Source organism: Hyphomicrobium sp. 01T421, assembly GCF_056398805.1.
Genome location: NZ_JBFTQC010000005.1, coordinates 151245 through 167069, shown reverse-complemented (window position 1 = coordinate 167069; position 15825 = coordinate 151245). Strand labels below are relative to the sequence as shown.

Genomic DNA, 15825 nt, shown 5'->3' with positions numbered 1-15825 from the left:
TGTCCGGGCGGTCAGTTGGACAAGCCCGTGACGGTCATTTCGACGAGACGTGGGAGTGCGAGTAGGGATGTCATCAGAAACGCAGTCTATCATTGCAAAGCGACGCGAGCAGATGTTTCCTGAGCTGGCGCCCCAGGAGATCGACCGTCTCCGCCGGTTCGGCAATCTCAAGTCGTTCAACACAGGTGATGCCCTCGCGGAAATCGGAAAAGTCAGCGCCGGTTTGGCGGTCATCCTGAGCGGCAAAGTTGACGTCACGCAGCATGATACGAACGGTCACCGTGTACCGATTGTCATGCATGGGCCGGGGTCGTTCTTGGGCGAGCTTGCTCAGCTCTCCGGCCGGCCATCTTTGGTCGATGCGCGCGCAAAGAACGAAGTCGAGGCGCTGATTGTCGGGCCTCAGAAACTTCAGGCATTGCTCATCGCGGAAGCCGAGCTCGGCGAGCGCATTATGCGGGCGCTTATCTTGCGCCGCGTCGGCTTGCTTGAGACCGGTGGAGGAGGTCCCGTTATTGTCGGGCCCGCCGACAACAGCGATGTGCTGCGTCTCCAGAATTTTCTGGGGCGCAATGGTCACCCCCATCTGTGGCTCGATCCCGCGACCGATGCCGAGGCGCGCGCTCTTATCGAACGATTCCATGTGGAGGGAGACACGCTGCCGATCGTTCTCTGTCCTGGCGGCCAACTTCTTCAAAATCCGTCCGAGACGGCGCTTGCTCGTTGCATCGGACTTGTGGGGCCCATCGATGCAATGCGTGTTTACGATGTGGCTGTTGTTGGCGCCGGGCCCGCGGGAATGGCGGCCGCTGTTTACGCAGCCTCGGAGGGATTGTCGGTTATCGTGCTCGATTGCCGATCGTTTGGCGGGCAGGCAGGTGCCTCGGCCCGCATCGAAAACTATCTCGGCTTTCCGACCGGCATTACGGGGATGGCGTTGATGGCACGCGCCTACAATCAGGCGCAGAAGTTCGGCGCCGAATTTGCAATTCCGACCCAAGTCGTGGGGCTGGAATCCAGTAGCGACCCGGATCAACGCGGCTTCATTCTAGCGATGAAAGATGGCGAGCGGGTCACCGCGCGCGCCGTTGTTCTCGCTGGCGGAGTTCGGTACCGGCACCTGGACGTGGAGAATGTCGACGAGTTCGAGGGGAGCGGTGTCCATTACTGGGCGTCGCCCGTTGAAGGCCGGCTTTGTTCCAAACAGGAAGTCGTTTTGGTCGGCGCCGGAAATTCGGCGGGGCAAGCCGTGGTTTACTTAGCGAGCCGGGCCGCCAAAGTCTGGCTGCTCGCGCGTGGTGGCGACATCTCCACGAGCATGTCCCAATATTTGGTGGAACGTATTCGTGGTCTTGCAAACGTTGAAGTGCAGACGCAGGCAGAGGTTACGCGTCTCGAAGGACGCGATGGTGTTCTCGATGCGATCCATTGGAGAACGGCAAAAGGGGAAGACGTTCGCCGCGAAATACATCATCTCTTTCTCTTTATCGGCGCCGACCCAGAGTCGGATTGGCTGTCGGGGTCTGGCGTACGCCTCGATCCGAAGGGATTTGTTCTAACCGGTGCAGCTGCCGGCGATGGCCCCAGCCAATTGGAAACGAGCGTTGCCGGAGTGTTCGCCATAGGCGATGTTCGCGCAGGCTCAATCAAACGCGTGGCGGCGGGAGTCGGCGAGGGAGCGCAGGTTGTTGCCGCGCTTCATACCTATCTTGCCTCGGTCAATCATGCGCGCCCTGCTATCGTCTAACTCGTTCGCTCGGAGCGAGCCTGCTTGGAGACAGAAGCCGAGACCGCACGGTGCTGGTGGCTTCCGGACTTTGGGCCCATGTGCGTCGACCAATCGCCCACCTTGAGTTTCGACGGCATCTCTTGAATCCTATCGACGAATGCAATGAAATTGTTGGCGGTCAGGACCGGGGAGCCATCGGAATTGCCGCTGCCAGGTGCGCGTTCGATGACACACTCCATTTCTCCCTCCGCACCGATGCGCATGTGAGCGAAGAACAGTTGCGCTTTCACGCGCTGCTGAAAATCGAAGAGAGATGTAGAGATGTAGCGATCTGCGTCCGGGCTCTTCCTGTTCGGCACATAATCGACGTCGCACAGCAACGTGTAGCCTTCTCGCAGCGCTGCGCGAGCGTCGACGAAGGTTGAGGACGTTCTCAATAAGTTGAGAGGCGGGTTTTGAAAGCGGTAGCCGGCTACCCTAGCCGCGTTCATTCGCGATGCGGTGATCATCGCTGTTCTTAAGCCAGCCCGGTCCAAGGCCGCGAGAATCGCATATTCGCCTTTTGAATGGATGGTCGCAATTATCGATGGGCGCGAGCGAAGGTCATTGATGATGTCGCGATCACAAAGGGAGATTTCTGGTGCGAAGTTTGGAAAAAAACGTTTGAAGATCTGCCGAAAATCGTAGTGCCGAATATTGCGGGATGGAATTTTCCTGTAGTTATTGACGACTGAGGCGGAGCTGTTCTTGTCGAGCATTTTCCACGCCTCTTTGAAAAGTTCGCCGCCCGGCGTGCGGCGGTAGCGCATCAAGAATGCGAAAACGCGAATATTTTGGCCAACAAATAGCAGGTGCTTCAAATCAGTTTTGACCTTCTTGCGAGACTTCATCGCGTCCTAAACGTCCTTTCCAATTGATGCCAAGTTGTTCAGGGCCGATCCCATCCACCTCTTACTATAGGTGACGAACTTCGACTCTTGAAGGTCTCTCAGCCGACGATAAAATCCGAACACTTCCTGGTACGCCTGGGTAAAGTTCGGGATCGTGCGAGCATGTCCGAGTGCCAGTGCGGAATTAAAAATCTCTTGAACCGCGTGAAAGCCGGCGGTCTCCCGATAGCGAAGGCGCGTCGCCCAGTCGGACGGGATCGATTGGTCCTGGAAGATACCGGGGACTGAACCCGTGGCTGCCAAAAAGAGCATCTTTGTCAGGAGGCATTTCCGGCAATCCCCGCAATTTTCTGGCTGTATCTTCCTGTTCCAGCAGAAGGCAAGCGAGTTCAGCGCTGTCTTGGAGTTCAAGATCAATTCCAACTTTTCACTTCGCGTTAAATCGTCGTCTGCTGTGATCAGCTTCGTCCGCCCGTCGTCAAAGAGATGATCGGTTGCCGAGTTCGTTCCCCACGGAAAATGCAGAAACTGTCCATCAAGGCGCTCGTCGGCCGCGAGGATGAGATTTTGGTAGGTGCCGGAGTGAAAAAAACCTGCTCCGGACAACGCAAAAACATGACTCAAATGATGCCGCTTTAAATTGACTTTCAACTTGTTGTAAAGCGCATAGGCATCCGACTTGACCACGATGCGCGTGTCGGAAAGCTCTTCCGCGAATGCCCGTGTCTTGCCGAGCAGCGCCTCGAAACCCGCCTTGTCGCTCAGTTTGTAATCCATGCCGTGAATCGTCAGAAGGTCCTGTTGGCGGCCATCCCTAAGGCGTGCAAGTGCGGTATAGGCGGCGTCGAGCCCTCCGGAGAAATAGAGAAGATCGCGACCCGAATTTTGATATGAAACTTCCGTTTGCCTCGAGCTCAGTTCGGCGAAGCTCACGTGAGTCGCGTAGAGATGGCCGGGTAGCCACGACTGCCAAATCTCGCTAATCCTACGAAAATTCGCGACCGTCTCGGGAGTGCCGCGCCCCTCGATGCGAAGAGCCGTGTTGAGCCGCATGCCAACAGGAAGGAAATACCATGCCGCAAAGTCAGTCATCGCTTCGCGGTTGCGTTTTTCGGGAAGACTTGTCGTTACGTGGATTTCACCGACCCGGCTTTTCAACAGGGCCCCGTTATATGTTTCGATGACTTTGACATCGATAGGATATTGATTGTTGATCATTTGAAGGACGTTTTGCGAACAGAGAATATTTGCGCGAGTGACGCGGTCCTATGTTATCCGGTTTACTTCGCATACTCCTTCGCTATCTTGCCCAAAATTCAAACGGACTTGGGGAAATCAGGATATGAAGTCTGTGCAGGACGCAGCCATTGCGAAGGCGATTATCCTGTCTCCAGATTTCGGCACCTACTCCATGGCAAATCGCTATCGCGAGCTGGCGGAGCGGACGAAACTTGATTTTTCGTCTGCCATTAGATTGCTCGATTGGTTGCCGGTTTTTATCGATGGCGACGTTCATCAGAGAATCCGCAAGGCAATGGCCAAGCAGATCTCGAAAACGAAGGTTTGCCAATTTGCTGCCAGCCGGGAGATGCTGGCCATCCTATTCGAGCGGGTTTTCCGGCAAAATACGCAACTGGAATTGGTCGGGGACTTTTCTCAACCGCTGTGGCGGGCAATTTCGGCCTCAATTGTGCCGCCGCACAACGAGGCTTTGGACCTTGTCGATGAGATTCCCGCGCTCTTTAGTCCTGTACTATCGATACGGGAGAGAATCCGGATTAGCGATAAAATCGGAGATTATCTAAGCGCACATCCGGAAGAAGTGGATGATCGGCTTATCCTTCTCTGTCTCGCAGCGCTTGGAGCGAGGCCTTTTGTCGGAACATTGAGCTTGTCGCTTTATGAGATCTTCAAATCGAACCCTAAAGCTCGGATGTGCGATATCGCTTGGCCGCAACTCTATCCGTCAAGCTCGCTTCGTTACGTGGACCGAATTTGCGGTAGAGAGAGGGAGGTCGCCAAGTCCGAGTTTCTTCCGGGCGAGCGGGTCAGGTGCTTTACGCAGAGTGCAGACTATTCAAACGAGGAGAACATGCATGCTCTGTTTGGATTCGGAGCGCACACCTGTTTGGGAAAGTCGATTTCGGAAAAAGTATGGGGGCTTTTGGTTGAAACGTTTTCTCGAAGTGATCTGAGGGCGGAACCTCTTGCCATCACGATGAGTCCTCACAACGACCCATTTCTGATGCCAGCGCAAATTCATATTGCGCTGACCTGAAGCAAATCTACGCTGGTTGGAGGAGCCCGGCTTTCATCTCGAAGAGGTGTTCAGAAAGCTGTGCGATCGTCAACGTATCTGGGAAGTTTACGATCTCTATGCTCATCCCAAGCGCGTCCTCGATGTCCATCGCCAACTGCAACGTATCGAGGCTGTCGAGATCCAGTGATTGTAGCGTTTTGAATTGCGCGTTCTGCACGGTTAAGTCTGAAGCCTTTTCGGGGCTCAACTTCTGCAATTTGTCGATGACTACAGAGATTATGTCTGGGTTCATCTGCCACCACTGAGTTTGATCGGAGCCCGTAGCAGTGATTTATGCTAGGGTTGCAGACAAGGGCAATCATGCAACACTGCGGGAGAACCGCAGTGCCGGGGTTGGATTTGCACAGGCTTTCCGAGCGAAGCTTTCGCTTACGCCGATTTCGTGAGGGTTTGCCGCTCGTAGGCATCTCGGAATCTGGCTGGCCGCCAGCGTTGCGAAAGCTCTCGCGGATCGGAGAGTGAAGTGTCCCAATGCTGCGGAACCCGCGACGCGGCGATCTCTCTCGTTTCGCAGGCCTGTTCGCTCGGGATTTTCCCTGCAATAGCCAGTGCAGCCATGGCTCCGGCACGCTTGCCTTCGAGGGCCGCGAAGCCGCTCGTCTCGACCCCACGGAGAACGTTTCCGGCGGCGAAAACACCTGGAATGCTCGTGCGCATGGCCTGATCGACGACCGGCCCTTTGGTCATCGAGTCAATCAACATTGGCCCCTTTGCGATCGCGACCGTTTCGGGGATCCAACCGGCTGAGAAGAGGACGCCGTCGCAGGCAATGTCGCGTGTGACACCGCTTTGCTGAACCCTCACAGATTCGACGCGTTCACTGGTGCCGACGATTGCAGCGATCTCGCTTCTTAAATGAATGCTGATCCCGAGCGCCCGGGCAAGCCATCCCGCAGCCGAGTAGGATTGCACACGTTCCTCGGCGCCAACCAACGCAACGACGCGGATGCCGGCGTGCCGTGCCGTCAGAATAGCGGAAAAGGACACGTGCTCTGTTCCGACAACGACGAGACGGCGCAGAGACGATGGCAGCCTGACGTTTCGATGTACCAATTGCTGGAGCAGGCCGGTCGTCAGGATGCCTTGCGGCGGCCGTACACCAGGCACGACGCGGTTGCCTCGATTGGCTTCGCGGATGCCGGTGGCGACAATGACGACCTGTGGCTCCAGTCGGGCATACCCGAACTCGGGCCCAATCACCTCGCATACCGGCCCGTTCTCAAGCGAGAGTAACGTTGTGCCCATGCTGATCCGCACAGGCGTGCCTTGCAGCTGGTCCAGCATTTTCTTTGCGAACGACGGGCCGGAATATGGCCAGCGGGCATACTCAAGCCCGAAGCCCGCGTGGTGACAGAAACGCGGCAAGCCGCCCGGGCTGTCATCGCGATCGATAACGAGCACGTCGCTTACGCTGGAACGGGTCAGTTCAGCCGCGGCCGCCAAGCCTGCAGGCCCGGCTCCGACAATCAAGACGCGCGGATTTCCAATTGCCGCCGTCATGGCTTCGATCTTTCGTCGAACATCGCTTGCACGCGTGCTCCGCAGTAAAAGCCCTGGCATCTGCCAAACATTGCGCGGGTGCGCCGCTTCAATCCTTTGATCGTCTGCGGCGGGACGGGAGACGCGAGGGCATCGCGGACCTCGCCTACGCTGATACACTCGCAGTGGCAGAGCATCTCGGCGTAGGCAGGATCGGCGCCGCTGCGCTCGCCGTTCTTCAGCAATCGGTTGGACGGTTCCGACAAGTCGGGCACGCTGACGGGACTGAGACTGCCTTTCGGTCTGGCATCGAAGACGTGCGGAACGATTAGGCCGATGACATGCTCGGCGATGCCGAGCGCGCCGGAAAAGCCAGTCGAGCGAATACCCGCCACCGTGAGCCAGTCGTGATCGAAGCGCGGAATGATCCGATAGTCGCTGTAGTTCGTGGCTGGTCGCATGCCGGCATAAGCCGTGTTTACCGGGATGGCTGTGAGGCCCGGGACCATGATCGCCATCGCTTCCTTGAGGAGCTTTATACCGTCAACAGTCGTTGCGCGGTCGTCGCGATCGTCCACGTCCTCGGCTGTCGGCCCGACGATGACGTTGCCGAAAATTGTTGGAGAGATGAGGATGCCGCGACCCTTTGGAGTGGGCGTCGGCATTGCGATCACGTCGTGAATTGCGCGGGCGGCCTTATCGAGCACCAGGTATTGGCCACGCCGGGGGCGCATCTCAAAGTCATTGTACCCCGCCAGCGCTTCGACGATGTCGGCACGGAGGCCCGACGCGTTGATCACCAGCCTCGTGCGAACGACATCCCTGTCCGCACTATGCAGAGCCCAGCCATTCTGAAGACGATCGACCGATTGAACCGGCCATGAATGACGGAACTCGACGCCGTTCGTGACCGCGTCCAGGACATAGGCGTAGGGGGTCGAGAACGGATCGGCGATTCCTTCTTCGGGTGCCCACAGGGCCATACGAATCCCCGGGCCAAAATTCGGCCAGCGGCCGTAGATCTCGGCGGACTCCAGCCTGTGAAAATCCTGGTGCCCAAGCGCGCGAACGCGCTCGAACTCTTCTTCGAGGATCGCGCACTGCTCATCGCTCCATGCAAGGGTCAGAGCGCCGACTTTGCGCATCGGCAAACCTAGAGCCGGTGCTTCCTCGAGATAGCGGGCATAGCCCCGCTGAACCAAGCGATACTCCAGACTATCGGGCGCAATCTCTATGCCCGACGTCATCAGCGCCGAGTTGCCTTTGCTCGATTCATCGCCGAAATCCGGTCGCGCTTCGAGTAATGCGACCTTGAGCTTAAATCGCGAAAGATCGCGCGCGATGGCGGTGCCGACGACTCCTGCGCCGATCACAACGATGTCGAAGTCGGATGTCATCGTCCGATCTCCAGCAGGCGCTGCCGGCAAAGGCTCGTGTACTCGATCAAATCTCCCAACTCGTCCGTGTGCCGCGCCTGAACGAGGCACCAAAGATATTCGCGTATGATCGAAGCTTCGCGCATTGCAGCCAGTAGATCGAGTGAATAGGAGCCATAGGCGCCCAGGAGTGTTGAGGTTTGGCGGTCATCGAGGTCAAAATTCGCGATGACAGATGCAAGATCCGTTTCAGGCGCGCCGCGGCCTGCGTATTCCCAGTCGACGACTTGCAGGACGCCGGCGCTCTCGATGAAGTTTTCGGGGATCAGATCGGCGTGGACGAGGCAAAGCGGTTCGCCTGCTGGCATCGCCGTAAGCCTCGTTGCGAGGTGCCGGCGATCGATTGCGAGGCAAGAATCTGGAAGCATATCCAGATAAAGCAGAGCGGCGTCCCTCGGAGAGAACGCTGGCAGGCGTTCCGCGGGAATCTGGTGCAGGCGACGCAACAGTGCCGCGATCGCCACGAGATGACGATCCTCGATTTGGTGTTTGTGGAGCGTCGTACCGTCGATGAAGCCAGTTACGAGCAGCCCATCGCGCGCATAGACGAGTGGCGGCGTTATCTCTGCGGCAGCCGCAAGCGTCACGGCCTCGCGTTCTACCTGCCGGTCGATCCGGTGATGCGGCAAGTCTTCGCCGATGCGCGCAAAGTAAGAGCGTTCGCCGTCGTGAACCGCGAAGTTCCGGTTCGTGCGGCCTCCCGTAATAGGCACAATACGTGGCGGTGCCGACCAGAGCGGCAGCGCTTGCAACATTTCGATTTCGCTCATCCCTTCACCGCGCCAAAAGTCAGACCGCGCGCCATGTATCGCGACAGGGAGAATGCAAGAAAGAAGACGGGAACCAGGACGACGGTGCCGAGCGCCAGTGCGGGGCCCCAGAGAATGCCGCGATGGGTGAGGGCCAGCCCGACCACCGGCGGCAGGGGCCGCAGCTTGCCGCCAACCATCGTGTTCGCGATCAGGAATTCGTTCCAAGTAAATATGAAGACGAACAGGCCGATGCAGACGAGCCCTGAAACCGATAGCGGCAGGATCGTGCGCCAAAGAATGCCAAACGGGCTGCATCCGTCGACACTTGCCGCTTCGTCTATCTCGCGGGGGATTTCGTCGACGAACGACTTCATGACCAAGATGGCGAAAGGCAGTTGAAACGACGTGTTGAGAAGGATCAGGACCAGATACGTGTCGTACAATCCGACCTGTCTCAGGAGGACGAACAACGGCACGATCGATGCGATCGGCGGGATCATCTTGAGGCTGAGCAGATTGTAAGTGATCGCATCCTTGCGCCAGACAGGGAAGCGAGAGAGCCCGTATGCTGCTGGCAGCGCGAGTGCCAACGTGAGGAGCGTGGTTGCCACGCTGATAATGACACTGTTGGCGAGATGGCGTTCGACAGCCCAGTTGGCCAGGATGAATCGCCAGTGATCCAAGGTGGGACTGAAGAACCAGACCGGGCTTGGAGATAGCAGATCGGCATCGGATTTGAACGAGCCCAGAACCATCCATGCGAGCGGGAATAGAAACAACGCCACGAGCATAACGTTGGCTGCAATCATCAGCCACTCGGCACCGAGCTTACTTTTAGTGCGCACCGGCGAAGCCTTTCTTGAACAGAACCCTGATCACGACAAACGCGATGATCAGAACCAAGAAGGAAGCGGCCGACGCAGATGCAACGTTGAGGTTCATAAGTCCTTCGCGCTGGATGAAGAGTGTGATGAGGTCCGTCGACAGGGCGGGGCCGCCTTTGGTCAGCACGAATACGCTGTCGAAGGTCGCGATCGCGAACATCAGACGGAATACCAAGGCGACGGCTATGATCGGAGCCATCAAGGGGAGCGTGATGCCGAAGAGTACGTGCCGGCGTTTTGCTCCGTCGATCTCGGCGGCTTCGAACAAATCTGCGGGGAGCCCTTCGAGACCCGCCAAAAGGATCAGGAACATGAAGGGCGTCCATTGCCAGACGTCCATTACAATGATGGAGACGACCGCCATCGTCGTGTCCGAGAGCCAGTGCACGTCGCCAAGCCCAAGCGCCGAACCCCCATGAACGATGATGCCGAAATCGCTGTTGAGCATCAACTTCCAAATGAGGCCGACACTCACGGGCGTTGCCATGACGGGAAGCATCAGCAGCGCGCGCATGATCGGGTGCTGGCCGCGCATTTGCTTGAACGACAGCGCGAGTGCAAAGCCGACGACAAACTCCAATCCTACCGCCGTGACAAGAAAGACGGCAGTGACGGCAAGTGAGTGTCGAAAGATATCGTTCGTGAGCGAGAGCCAGTACGTCTCAAACCCGACATAGCGCCAGACGGGACTTGTCAGCCGCAGATCGGTGAAGCTTGCCCACAGAGAATAGACGAGCGGGTAGATGGTGAGCGCGGTAATGAAAAGGAGCGCTGGCGCCAAGAACGCCATTCCTTTCCACGCGTCGTTGGATCGTTTGATTGCTGGCCTGGACATGGCGTTACTTGGCCTCGATGACGCGCAGTCCGGCGGCGACCAGTTCGCGAACTGATGCCGATGGTCCGGTGATGAGTTTTGAAATTTTTGACAACGGAACTGCCGTTACGCGCTCGCGGGCATTCAGTTTGCGAGCCGTCGCCACGACGATCGTCGTTTTGGACTGGCTCATCATTTTCTGCGCGAGCCCCGCGTCGTGTGGATCGGCAAATGCCAATCCACATTCGACGCTCACGGCGTCCGCAGAGATGATGGCGAAGTCTGCGTTGATTTGAGCCGTCATCGCTTCGGTGAAGTGACCGCTTGTGGCGAGCGACGTCGTTCGGACGAAGCCGCCGAGCAAACATGAGGTGACGGCGCGATTTTCTGCGAGCTTCGTCGCAACGTTGACAGCCGGCGTCGCCACGAACAATTCAGTTCCCGCGGACACGATTGCTCTTGCGACCGCCATGATCGTGGAGCCATCATTCATAAAGACCGTGCTTTTGGGCGGGATGAGGCGGACAACGGCCTCAGCGATGCGCTGCTTTTCCTCGACGTCCTGCAATTCGCGCTGGGCAAAATCCTGGTCGGCCATGCGCACGTCTTGAAGCGCCGCGCCGCCGTGGGTTCGTGACAGCGCGCCATCGGCTTCAAGGGCTGCGAGATCGCGACGTATCGTGGCTGGCGACGCGGACAGGATTACGCAAAGCTCCTCCACCGATACGGTTTCACGAGCCAGCATCAGTCGAAGGAGTTCTGCGCGTCGTCCGGAGGGATTTCGCTTGTCGCATCTCATGATGAAAAGTCGCTCACCCAATGCCAAGAAGTCAATCACTAACAATCATTCTATTGCGTTTTGTGATTGATTGCCATTAGTCTCTCGTCTCGGGGCGCAGATTTCGGCAACGGAGGACTGAAAGACCATGATGTGGAATCGGGTGGGCATCGAACTGGCAGTGACGGCACTGGCGGGCGTTCTCGCGTTTTCGCCGCTGAATTCTGCCGACGCGAAAGAGATCCGCGTTATCGCGACGGGCGAAGCGTATGGATCGGCGATGAAGGCGGCTGCCGACGTTTTCAAGCAGCGCACCGGAATTGAAGTGAAGATCGATCAGCTGCCATACGCCGATGCCTATAACAAAGAAGTGTTGCTCGGCACTGCCGGCTCCGACGAATACGACATCATGGTGCTGGACTGCATCTGGCTGCCGATCTTCGTGAAGAACAATTGGGTGCAGCCCTTCGAGCCGCTGGAGGCGAAGGCCTCGACGAAAATCGATTGGAACGGGTTCTTCCCGGGCATTGTCGATAGCTACAACGTCTTTGACGGCAAACACTATGCGGCGCCGGTCGATTTCTTCATCGAGGTGCTCGGCTACCGGAAAGATCTGCTTGAAAAAGCGGGCCTCACCGAGGCGCCAAAAACATGGGACGAATTCCGGGACTATGCCGCCAAGCTCAACGCGCCACAGTCTGAAGTTTACGGCGTCGCTACCATGCCAGCCGAGCAAGACGGCGCCTATTCGGAGTGGACGGTCCGTTTGGCCGGACTGAAAATGCCGCCGAACGCCAACCAGTTCGTGTGGGACAAGGATTTCAAGTCGACGGTCGCGCACGAGGGTAATGGCAAAAAGGCACTCGACCGTTGGCTCGAGATAAAGCCTTACACGGCACCCGGTGCTGCTGCGATGGGTTACGCCGAGGCCATCAATGCCTTTGCGCAGGGCCAAGCGGCCATGCACATCAATTGGTACTCCTTCTTCTCAGACATCGAAACTCCGGCCACCAGCAAGGTTGTTGGCAAGGCGGGTTATGCGTTGCCTCCGCGCGAGACGCTCGATGGCCCGCGCCGCGACTACTTCGGCGGATTCCAGATTGCCATCAGCGCCAAGGCTCAGGAACCGGATCTCGCTTACCAGTTCATCAGCTTCGTCACGAGCGACGAAGGTCAGGAGATCATGCTGGAAAACGGTGCGCCCGGAGCCTACCGCACGCAAGTCTACGACAATGCGAAGTGGCTCCAGCGCTATCCGTTCCTGGCGCCTATCAAGAGTGCCGAGGTACTTCTGCCTCTGACGGCCGATCTCGCGGAATACGTCGAGATGCAACGGACTGTCTACGATCAGATCTCCGCGGCATGGGTCGGCAAAAAGAATTCGGAAGAGGCGATGAACGCCGCGCACGGTGGCCTCGATGATTTGCTGAAGCAGCTCAAGTATCAGAAGTGAGCGCCCAGAAAATCGGATAGCGCATGTATCAAGATACCTCCATGACCGACATTGTCCTCCGCAAGGTCACCAAGCGCTTCGGCGATTTGGTCGTCCTGCCTGAACTCGATCTTACGATCCGAAGCGGCGAATTCACTGTGCTGCTCGGACCGTCGGGTTGCGGCAAGACAACTCTGATGCGGATCATTGCCGGACTCGAGGAGGTAACGAGCGGTGAAATCGTCATATCCGGACAGGACGTGACGCACACGCGCGCCAGCGAACGCGACGTTGCGATGGTGTTCCAGAGCTATGCGCTCTATCCCCATCTCAGCGTCGCGCACAATTTGGGATTTCCGCTCAAGGTCCGCGGCGAGGCTTCCGGCGTCGTCGACGCTAAAGTCAAGAAGGTCGCGGCCTTGCTCGGGCTCACCGCGTTGCTCCAGCGGAAGCCGAAGCAATTGTCCGGTGGGCAGCGCCAACGCGTGGCGCTGGGCCGCGCAATCATCCGTGAGCCACGCATTTTTCTGTTCGACGAGCCGTTATCAAATCTCGACGCGAACATGCGCGAAGGCGTGCGCTCGGAACTGATCCGGTTTCATGCGGACGTCCGCAAGACAATCGTCTACGTGACCCACGATCAGGTGGAGGCGATGACGATGGCGCAGCGCATCGTCGTCATGCACGAGGGGGTCATCCAGCAGATCGGGACGGCGAAGGAGGTCTACAAGAAGCCGGCGAACACGTTCGTCGCTGGCTTCGTCGGAAGCCCCGGCATGAACCTCGTGCCGGCAGCGGAAATTGGACAGCCTATCATTGGGCAGGATTTTTCCGGCCGCAGCGAACACGTTCTTCGATCTGCCGGACGCGCCGCGTTGGTCGGATGCAGACCAGAGAACGTGCGCCTCGGCTCCAGATCGGCTAGCGGCTTCGCATTCACAGCGAAAATCCTATCGCTCCAGCCGCTCGGTGCATCCATGATGGTCGACCTCGAGACAGCCGGCAGCAGGATCGTCGCCTTGACCGAGTGGCGGGACAACAACTTGGAGCCCGGGCAGGCGATCGACGTTTGCTTTCCGCTTGAAGACGTCTGCTATTTCAATGAGGCCGGCGCACGTTTCGATTGATGTGCGCGACAAGCGGGGCGATGCGCGTAAGCCATCACTGGGATGCTTTGCGCTTCAAGCTTATGATGTAGGCAATCACGTCATCGCGGTCTTGCTTTGAAAGGATGAAGTTCGGCATCGTCGGGTGGGCGGTATCGAGCCACGCCGAAAGCGCGAGGCCCGTCATTCCCGATGTGTTCGCGACGCTCGTGAAACTGGGCGCGCCGGCATTCGGTGATAGCACCTCATTTTCGTTGACGGCGTGGCATTCGGCACAATGATCCAACGCGAATGTGCGCCCTACGTTCGGGTTGCCGGGCTCCGCCGCGCGCGCCTCTATCGGCGTAAGGAGCGCCACAGTCATCGCAAGCACGTAATATGACTTTGTCCCACGAAAGACTTTTCTCGTCATGCTTTCACCCATCGAAATGAGATATGCGTGAGCCGGAAGAACAACTGGTTGTGTCGAATTTTCTAGCGCTCAAATGTGCGCTAATGGGAAAGTAACACCGGCACCTTTGTATGTTGCAGGACGTCTCGCGAGACGCCGCCCAAAATGAATTCTCGAAATCTGGAATGACCGTAGACACCCATGACAATGAGGTCTTGATACGTGCGACGCGTATGCACCAGAAGCCGATTGGAGACGGACAGATCATCCTGGGTAACCGTTTCGGTCTCAGCATGAATGCCATGGCGCAACAGCGAGGAAGCCAGTTCATCGCTTGATGTTCGGTTGCTTCCGTCAGACTGGGAGTCGCCGTTCTCCGTCACGGTCAAAATGCGAACGCGCTCAGCGTCTATCAGAATCGGCAATGCATCGAACGCAGCGCGTGCCGCTTCTTTGGTCGGCTTCCAGGCGATGGTGACGTCTTTGCCTATTTGCTCAAAATCACCTTCCTGCGGAACGACCAGGGTGGGCCGGCCGCTTTCGAGCGCGACGCGTTCCGGCACGTCGTCAATCCAGGGATTTTGCCCTGCCTGACTGACGATGACCAAATCGACGGTGCGTGCATGATCGATGACGGCATCTGCAACGTTGGCATCGAAGCTCGAATCGTCTGTTCGCCACTCGTGCGTTATGTTGCTCGCCTCATTGATCTTGGCATCGAAGACAAGCCTGATACGCCGTTCTTGCTCACGATAGCTGGCGAGCTGATCTTCCATCCACGTCACTGCGAATGGGCCAACGAGATCAGGCGGAGGAGAAGCTGACGGCATCACGTAAAGGCCGATGACATGCGCTCCGCCACTTCGCGATAAAGCGGTGGCCGTTCTTATAAGGTGTGTGACGCGCTTTTCGTCGTTCAAGTGCAGCAGAATCGTGCGGTATTGCATGGGCGAAAACTCCAGCTCGTAATTCTTCGGCTGTAGCCAGGCAGAAGTGGCGGTTTATCGTCCTTCAGCCAGCGATCTCTTCGAGGCGATTGGGATCAAGAATGCGAACGTCATGTCCATTCTGAATCTCGATGACGCGCATCATCCTGAGCTTCGTCAGCGTGCGGCTGACCGTCTCGATGGTCAAGCCAAGCAGATCGGCGATATCGGAGCGGCGCATCGGCAGGTTAATAACATCTTCTTCCGTGTGGCCGCCGCGGCCCTTCAATTCGATAAGAAACGAAGCAATTCGTTCCATTGCGGTGCCCTGACCGACGCTGACGAGCAGCCGGCGCGCGGCCGACAGTTCTGCTGAAACGGCATTATAGAGCCGGAAGGCAAGGGCGGGATCTCGGGCCGCATCATGTTCGAGCTGCGATGTCGGCAGACACTTGACCTTGCAGGCGCACGTGGCTTGCGCGTCGAAAACGTGGTCACCGAACATTCCGAGGCCGATGTAATCACCGGGATAGGCAAAGTCGATGATCTGGCGGCGGCCGTCGCTCAGGACCTTTGAAAGAGCAATCACACCGTCTTCGATGCGATATACATGCGTCCGCGGGTCTCCCTCGCAAAAGACATGCTCTTTGGCCTCAATGCGCCGGACGGTCCCCGAATGGAAGCCGTCGAGACCGTCAACGGGATGGCGGTTAGGCGCTCTCCGAGCGGTTTTGAAGCTCGTGGTCTGCTCGGTTTGTGGCGCGCTATACATGTCCCGTGTATCCTTCTGCCCTGCGTCCGTCGGGGGGCATATGACAGGATTAACGTGCCGGGCATTTGCGCTCTGTGTAATCAATTGTAATAGATTGTAACCGCCTGACGTCTGGG

The 15825-nt window shown here is 57.7% G+C and carries 16 protein-coding genes; 4 read left to right on the top strand and 12 right to left on the bottom strand.

From position 1 onward, the window contains the following. Positions 1–67 precede the first annotated feature (67 nt). On the top strand, positions 68–1747 hold the full coding sequence (locus AC1DK3_RS20890) for an FAD-dependent oxidoreductase (protein ID WP_477194161.1): 1680 nt from the start codon (positions 68–70) through the stop codon (positions 1745–1747). On the opposite strand, the gene AC1DK3_RS20885 is transcribed toward AC1DK3_RS20890, so the two are convergent. Beyond that, complete coding sequence (locus AC1DK3_RS20885) at positions 1744–2619, bottom strand: hypothetical protein (RefSeq protein WP_477194160.1); 876 nt, start codon at positions 2617–2619, stop codon at positions 1744–1746. The two genes, AC1DK3_RS20890 and AC1DK3_RS20885, sit on opposite strands and share 4 nt — an antisense overlap. A 6-nt stretch (positions 2620–2625) precedes the next feature. Beyond that, positions 2626–3837 carry a hypothetical protein gene (locus tag AC1DK3_RS20880; RefSeq protein WP_477194159.1) on the bottom strand — a complete coding sequence of 404 codons (1212 nt, stop codon included), beginning with the start codon at positions 3835–3837 and terminating at the stop codon, positions 2626–2628. 124 nt (positions 3838–3961) lie between these two features. Between AC1DK3_RS20880 and AC1DK3_RS20875 the strand changes: the two genes are divergently transcribed. Next, complete coding sequence (locus AC1DK3_RS20875) at positions 3962–4897, top strand: cytochrome P450 family protein (protein ID WP_477194158.1); 936 nt, start codon at positions 3962–3964, stop codon at positions 4895–4897. Positions 4898–4904: 7 nt separating this feature from the next. On the opposite strand, the gene AC1DK3_RS20870 is transcribed toward AC1DK3_RS20875, so the two are convergent. From AC1DK3_RS20870 to AC1DK3_RS20840, 7 genes are all read right to left on the bottom strand, one after another. Further along, a complete protein-coding gene (locus tag AC1DK3_RS20870; protein WP_477194157.1) occupies positions 4905–5171 on the bottom strand; it encodes a phosphopantetheine-binding protein in 267 nt (88 codons plus the stop codon). Between the two features lie 137 nt (positions 5172–5308). Further along, positions 5309–6439, bottom strand: a complete 1131-nt coding sequence (locus tag AC1DK3_RS20865) for an NAD(P)/FAD-dependent oxidoreductase (protein WP_477194156.1) — start codon at positions 6437–6439, stop codon at positions 5309–5311. Then, on the bottom strand, positions 6436–7815 hold the full coding sequence (locus tag AC1DK3_RS20860) for an FAD-dependent oxidoreductase (protein WP_477194155.1): 1380 nt from the start codon (positions 7813–7815) through the stop codon (positions 6436–6438). Before AC1DK3_RS20860 ends, AC1DK3_RS20865 begins: the two co-directional genes overlap by 4 nt. Then, positions 7812–8624, bottom strand: a complete 813-nt coding sequence (locus tag AC1DK3_RS20855; protein ID WP_477194154.1) for a phosphotransferase — start codon at positions 8622–8624, stop codon at positions 7812–7814. The genes AC1DK3_RS20860 and AC1DK3_RS20855 overlap by 4 nt, the downstream gene beginning before the upstream one ends. Beyond that, a complete protein-coding gene (locus AC1DK3_RS20850) occupies positions 8621–9451 on the bottom strand; it encodes a carbohydrate ABC transporter permease (RefSeq protein WP_477194153.1) in 831 nt (276 codons plus the stop codon). The genes AC1DK3_RS20855 and AC1DK3_RS20850 overlap by 4 nt, the downstream gene beginning before the upstream one ends. Then, on the bottom strand, positions 9441–10325 hold the full coding sequence (locus AC1DK3_RS20845; protein WP_477194152.1) for a carbohydrate ABC transporter permease: 885 nt from the start codon (positions 10323–10325) through the stop codon (positions 9441–9443). The genes AC1DK3_RS20850 and AC1DK3_RS20845 overlap by 11 nt, the downstream gene beginning before the upstream one ends. A 4-nt stretch (positions 10326–10329) precedes the next feature. Then, the gene (locus AC1DK3_RS20840) at positions 10330–11103 is read right to left on the bottom strand and encodes a DeoR/GlpR family DNA-binding transcription regulator (RefSeq protein WP_477194151.1); all 774 of its coding nucleotides are present in this window, start codon (positions 11101–11103) and stop codon (positions 10330–10332) included. Positions 11104–11230: 127 nt separating this feature from the next. On the opposite strand from AC1DK3_RS20840, the gene AC1DK3_RS20835 reads away from it, so the two are divergent. Further along, a complete protein-coding gene (locus tag AC1DK3_RS20835) occupies positions 11231–12535 on the top strand; it encodes an ABC transporter substrate-binding protein (protein ID WP_477194150.1) in 1305 nt (434 codons plus the stop codon). A 41-nt stretch (positions 12536–12576) separates the two neighbouring features. After that, positions 12577–13641 (top strand): ABC transporter ATP-binding protein, encoded by a 1065-nt coding sequence (locus AC1DK3_RS20830; RefSeq protein WP_477194149.1) that lies wholly within the window; start codon positions 12577–12579, stop codon positions 13639–13641. Between the two features lie 34 nt (positions 13642–13675). On the opposite strand, the gene AC1DK3_RS20825 is transcribed toward AC1DK3_RS20830, so the two are convergent. The 3 genes from AC1DK3_RS20825 to AC1DK3_RS20815 form a co-directional block, all read right to left on the bottom strand. Next, positions 13676–14032, bottom strand: coding sequence for a c-type cytochrome (locus AC1DK3_RS20825; protein WP_477194148.1), 357 nt, complete (start codon positions 14030–14032; stop codon positions 13676–13678). An 80-nt stretch (positions 14033–14112) separates the two neighbouring features. Next, a complete protein-coding gene (locus AC1DK3_RS20820) occupies positions 14113–14958 on the bottom strand; it encodes a universal stress protein (RefSeq protein ID WP_477194147.1) in 846 nt (281 codons plus the stop codon). A gap of 64 nt (positions 14959–15022) precedes the next feature. Beyond that, positions 15023–15709 (bottom strand): Crp/Fnr family transcriptional regulator, encoded by a 687-nt coding sequence (locus AC1DK3_RS20815; RefSeq protein ID WP_477194146.1) that lies wholly within the window; start codon positions 15707–15709, stop codon positions 15023–15025. Positions 15710–15825 lie beyond the last annotated feature (116 nt).

Excerpts from the sequence above, each read along its gene's own strand:
- AC1DK3_RS20890 (WP_477194161.1), top strand. The coding sequence starts at position 68 with ATGTCATCAGAAACGCAGTCTATCATTGCAAAGCGACGCGAGCAGATG.
- AC1DK3_RS20885 (WP_477194160.1), bottom strand. The coding sequence starts at position 2,619 with ATGAAGTCTCGCAAGAAGGTCAAAACTGATTTGAAGCACCTGCTATTT.
- AC1DK3_RS20880 (WP_477194159.1), bottom strand. The coding sequence starts at position 3,837 with ATGATCAACAATCAATATCCTATCGATGTCAAAGTCATCGAAACATAT.
- AC1DK3_RS20875 (WP_477194158.1), top strand. The coding sequence starts at position 3,962 with ATGAAGTCTGTGCAGGACGCAGCCATTGCGAAGGCGATTATCCTGTCT.
- AC1DK3_RS20870 (WP_477194157.1), bottom strand. The coding sequence starts at position 5,171 with ATGAACCCAGACATAATCTCTGTAGTCATCGACAAATTGCAGAAGTTG.
- AC1DK3_RS20865 (WP_477194156.1), bottom strand. The coding sequence starts at position 6,439 with ATGACGGCGGCAATTGGAAATCCGCGCGTCTTGATTGTCGGAGCCGGG.
- AC1DK3_RS20860 (WP_477194155.1), bottom strand. The coding sequence starts at position 7,815 with ATGACATCCGACTTCGACATCGTTGTGATCGGCGCAGGAGTCGTCGGC.
- AC1DK3_RS20855 (WP_477194154.1), bottom strand. The coding sequence starts at position 8,624 with ATGAGCGAAATCGAAATGTTGCAAGCGCTGCCGCTCTGGTCGGCACCG.
- AC1DK3_RS20845 (WP_477194152.1), bottom strand. The coding sequence starts at position 10,325 with ATGTCCAGGCCAGCAATCAAACGATCCAACGACGCGTGGAAAGGAATG.
- AC1DK3_RS20840 (WP_477194151.1), bottom strand. The coding sequence starts at position 11,103 with ATGAGATGCGACAAGCGAAATCCCTCCGGACGACGCGCAGAACTCCTT.
- AC1DK3_RS20835 (WP_477194150.1), top strand. The coding sequence starts at position 11,231 with ATGATGTGGAATCGGGTGGGCATCGAACTGGCAGTGACGGCACTGGCG.
- AC1DK3_RS20830 (WP_477194149.1), top strand. The coding sequence starts at position 12,577 with ATGACCGACATTGTCCTCCGCAAGGTCACCAAGCGCTTCGGCGATTTG.
- AC1DK3_RS20825 (WP_477194148.1), bottom strand. The coding sequence starts at position 14,032 with ATGACGAGAAAAGTCTTTCGTGGGACAAAGTCATATTACGTGCTTGCG.
- AC1DK3_RS20820 (WP_477194147.1), bottom strand. The coding sequence starts at position 14,958 with ATGCAATACCGCACGATTCTGCTGCACTTGAACGACGAAAAGCGCGTC.
- AC1DK3_RS20815 (WP_477194146.1), bottom strand. The coding sequence starts at position 15,709 with ATGTATAGCGCGCCACAAACCGAGCAGACCACGAGCTTCAAAACCGCT.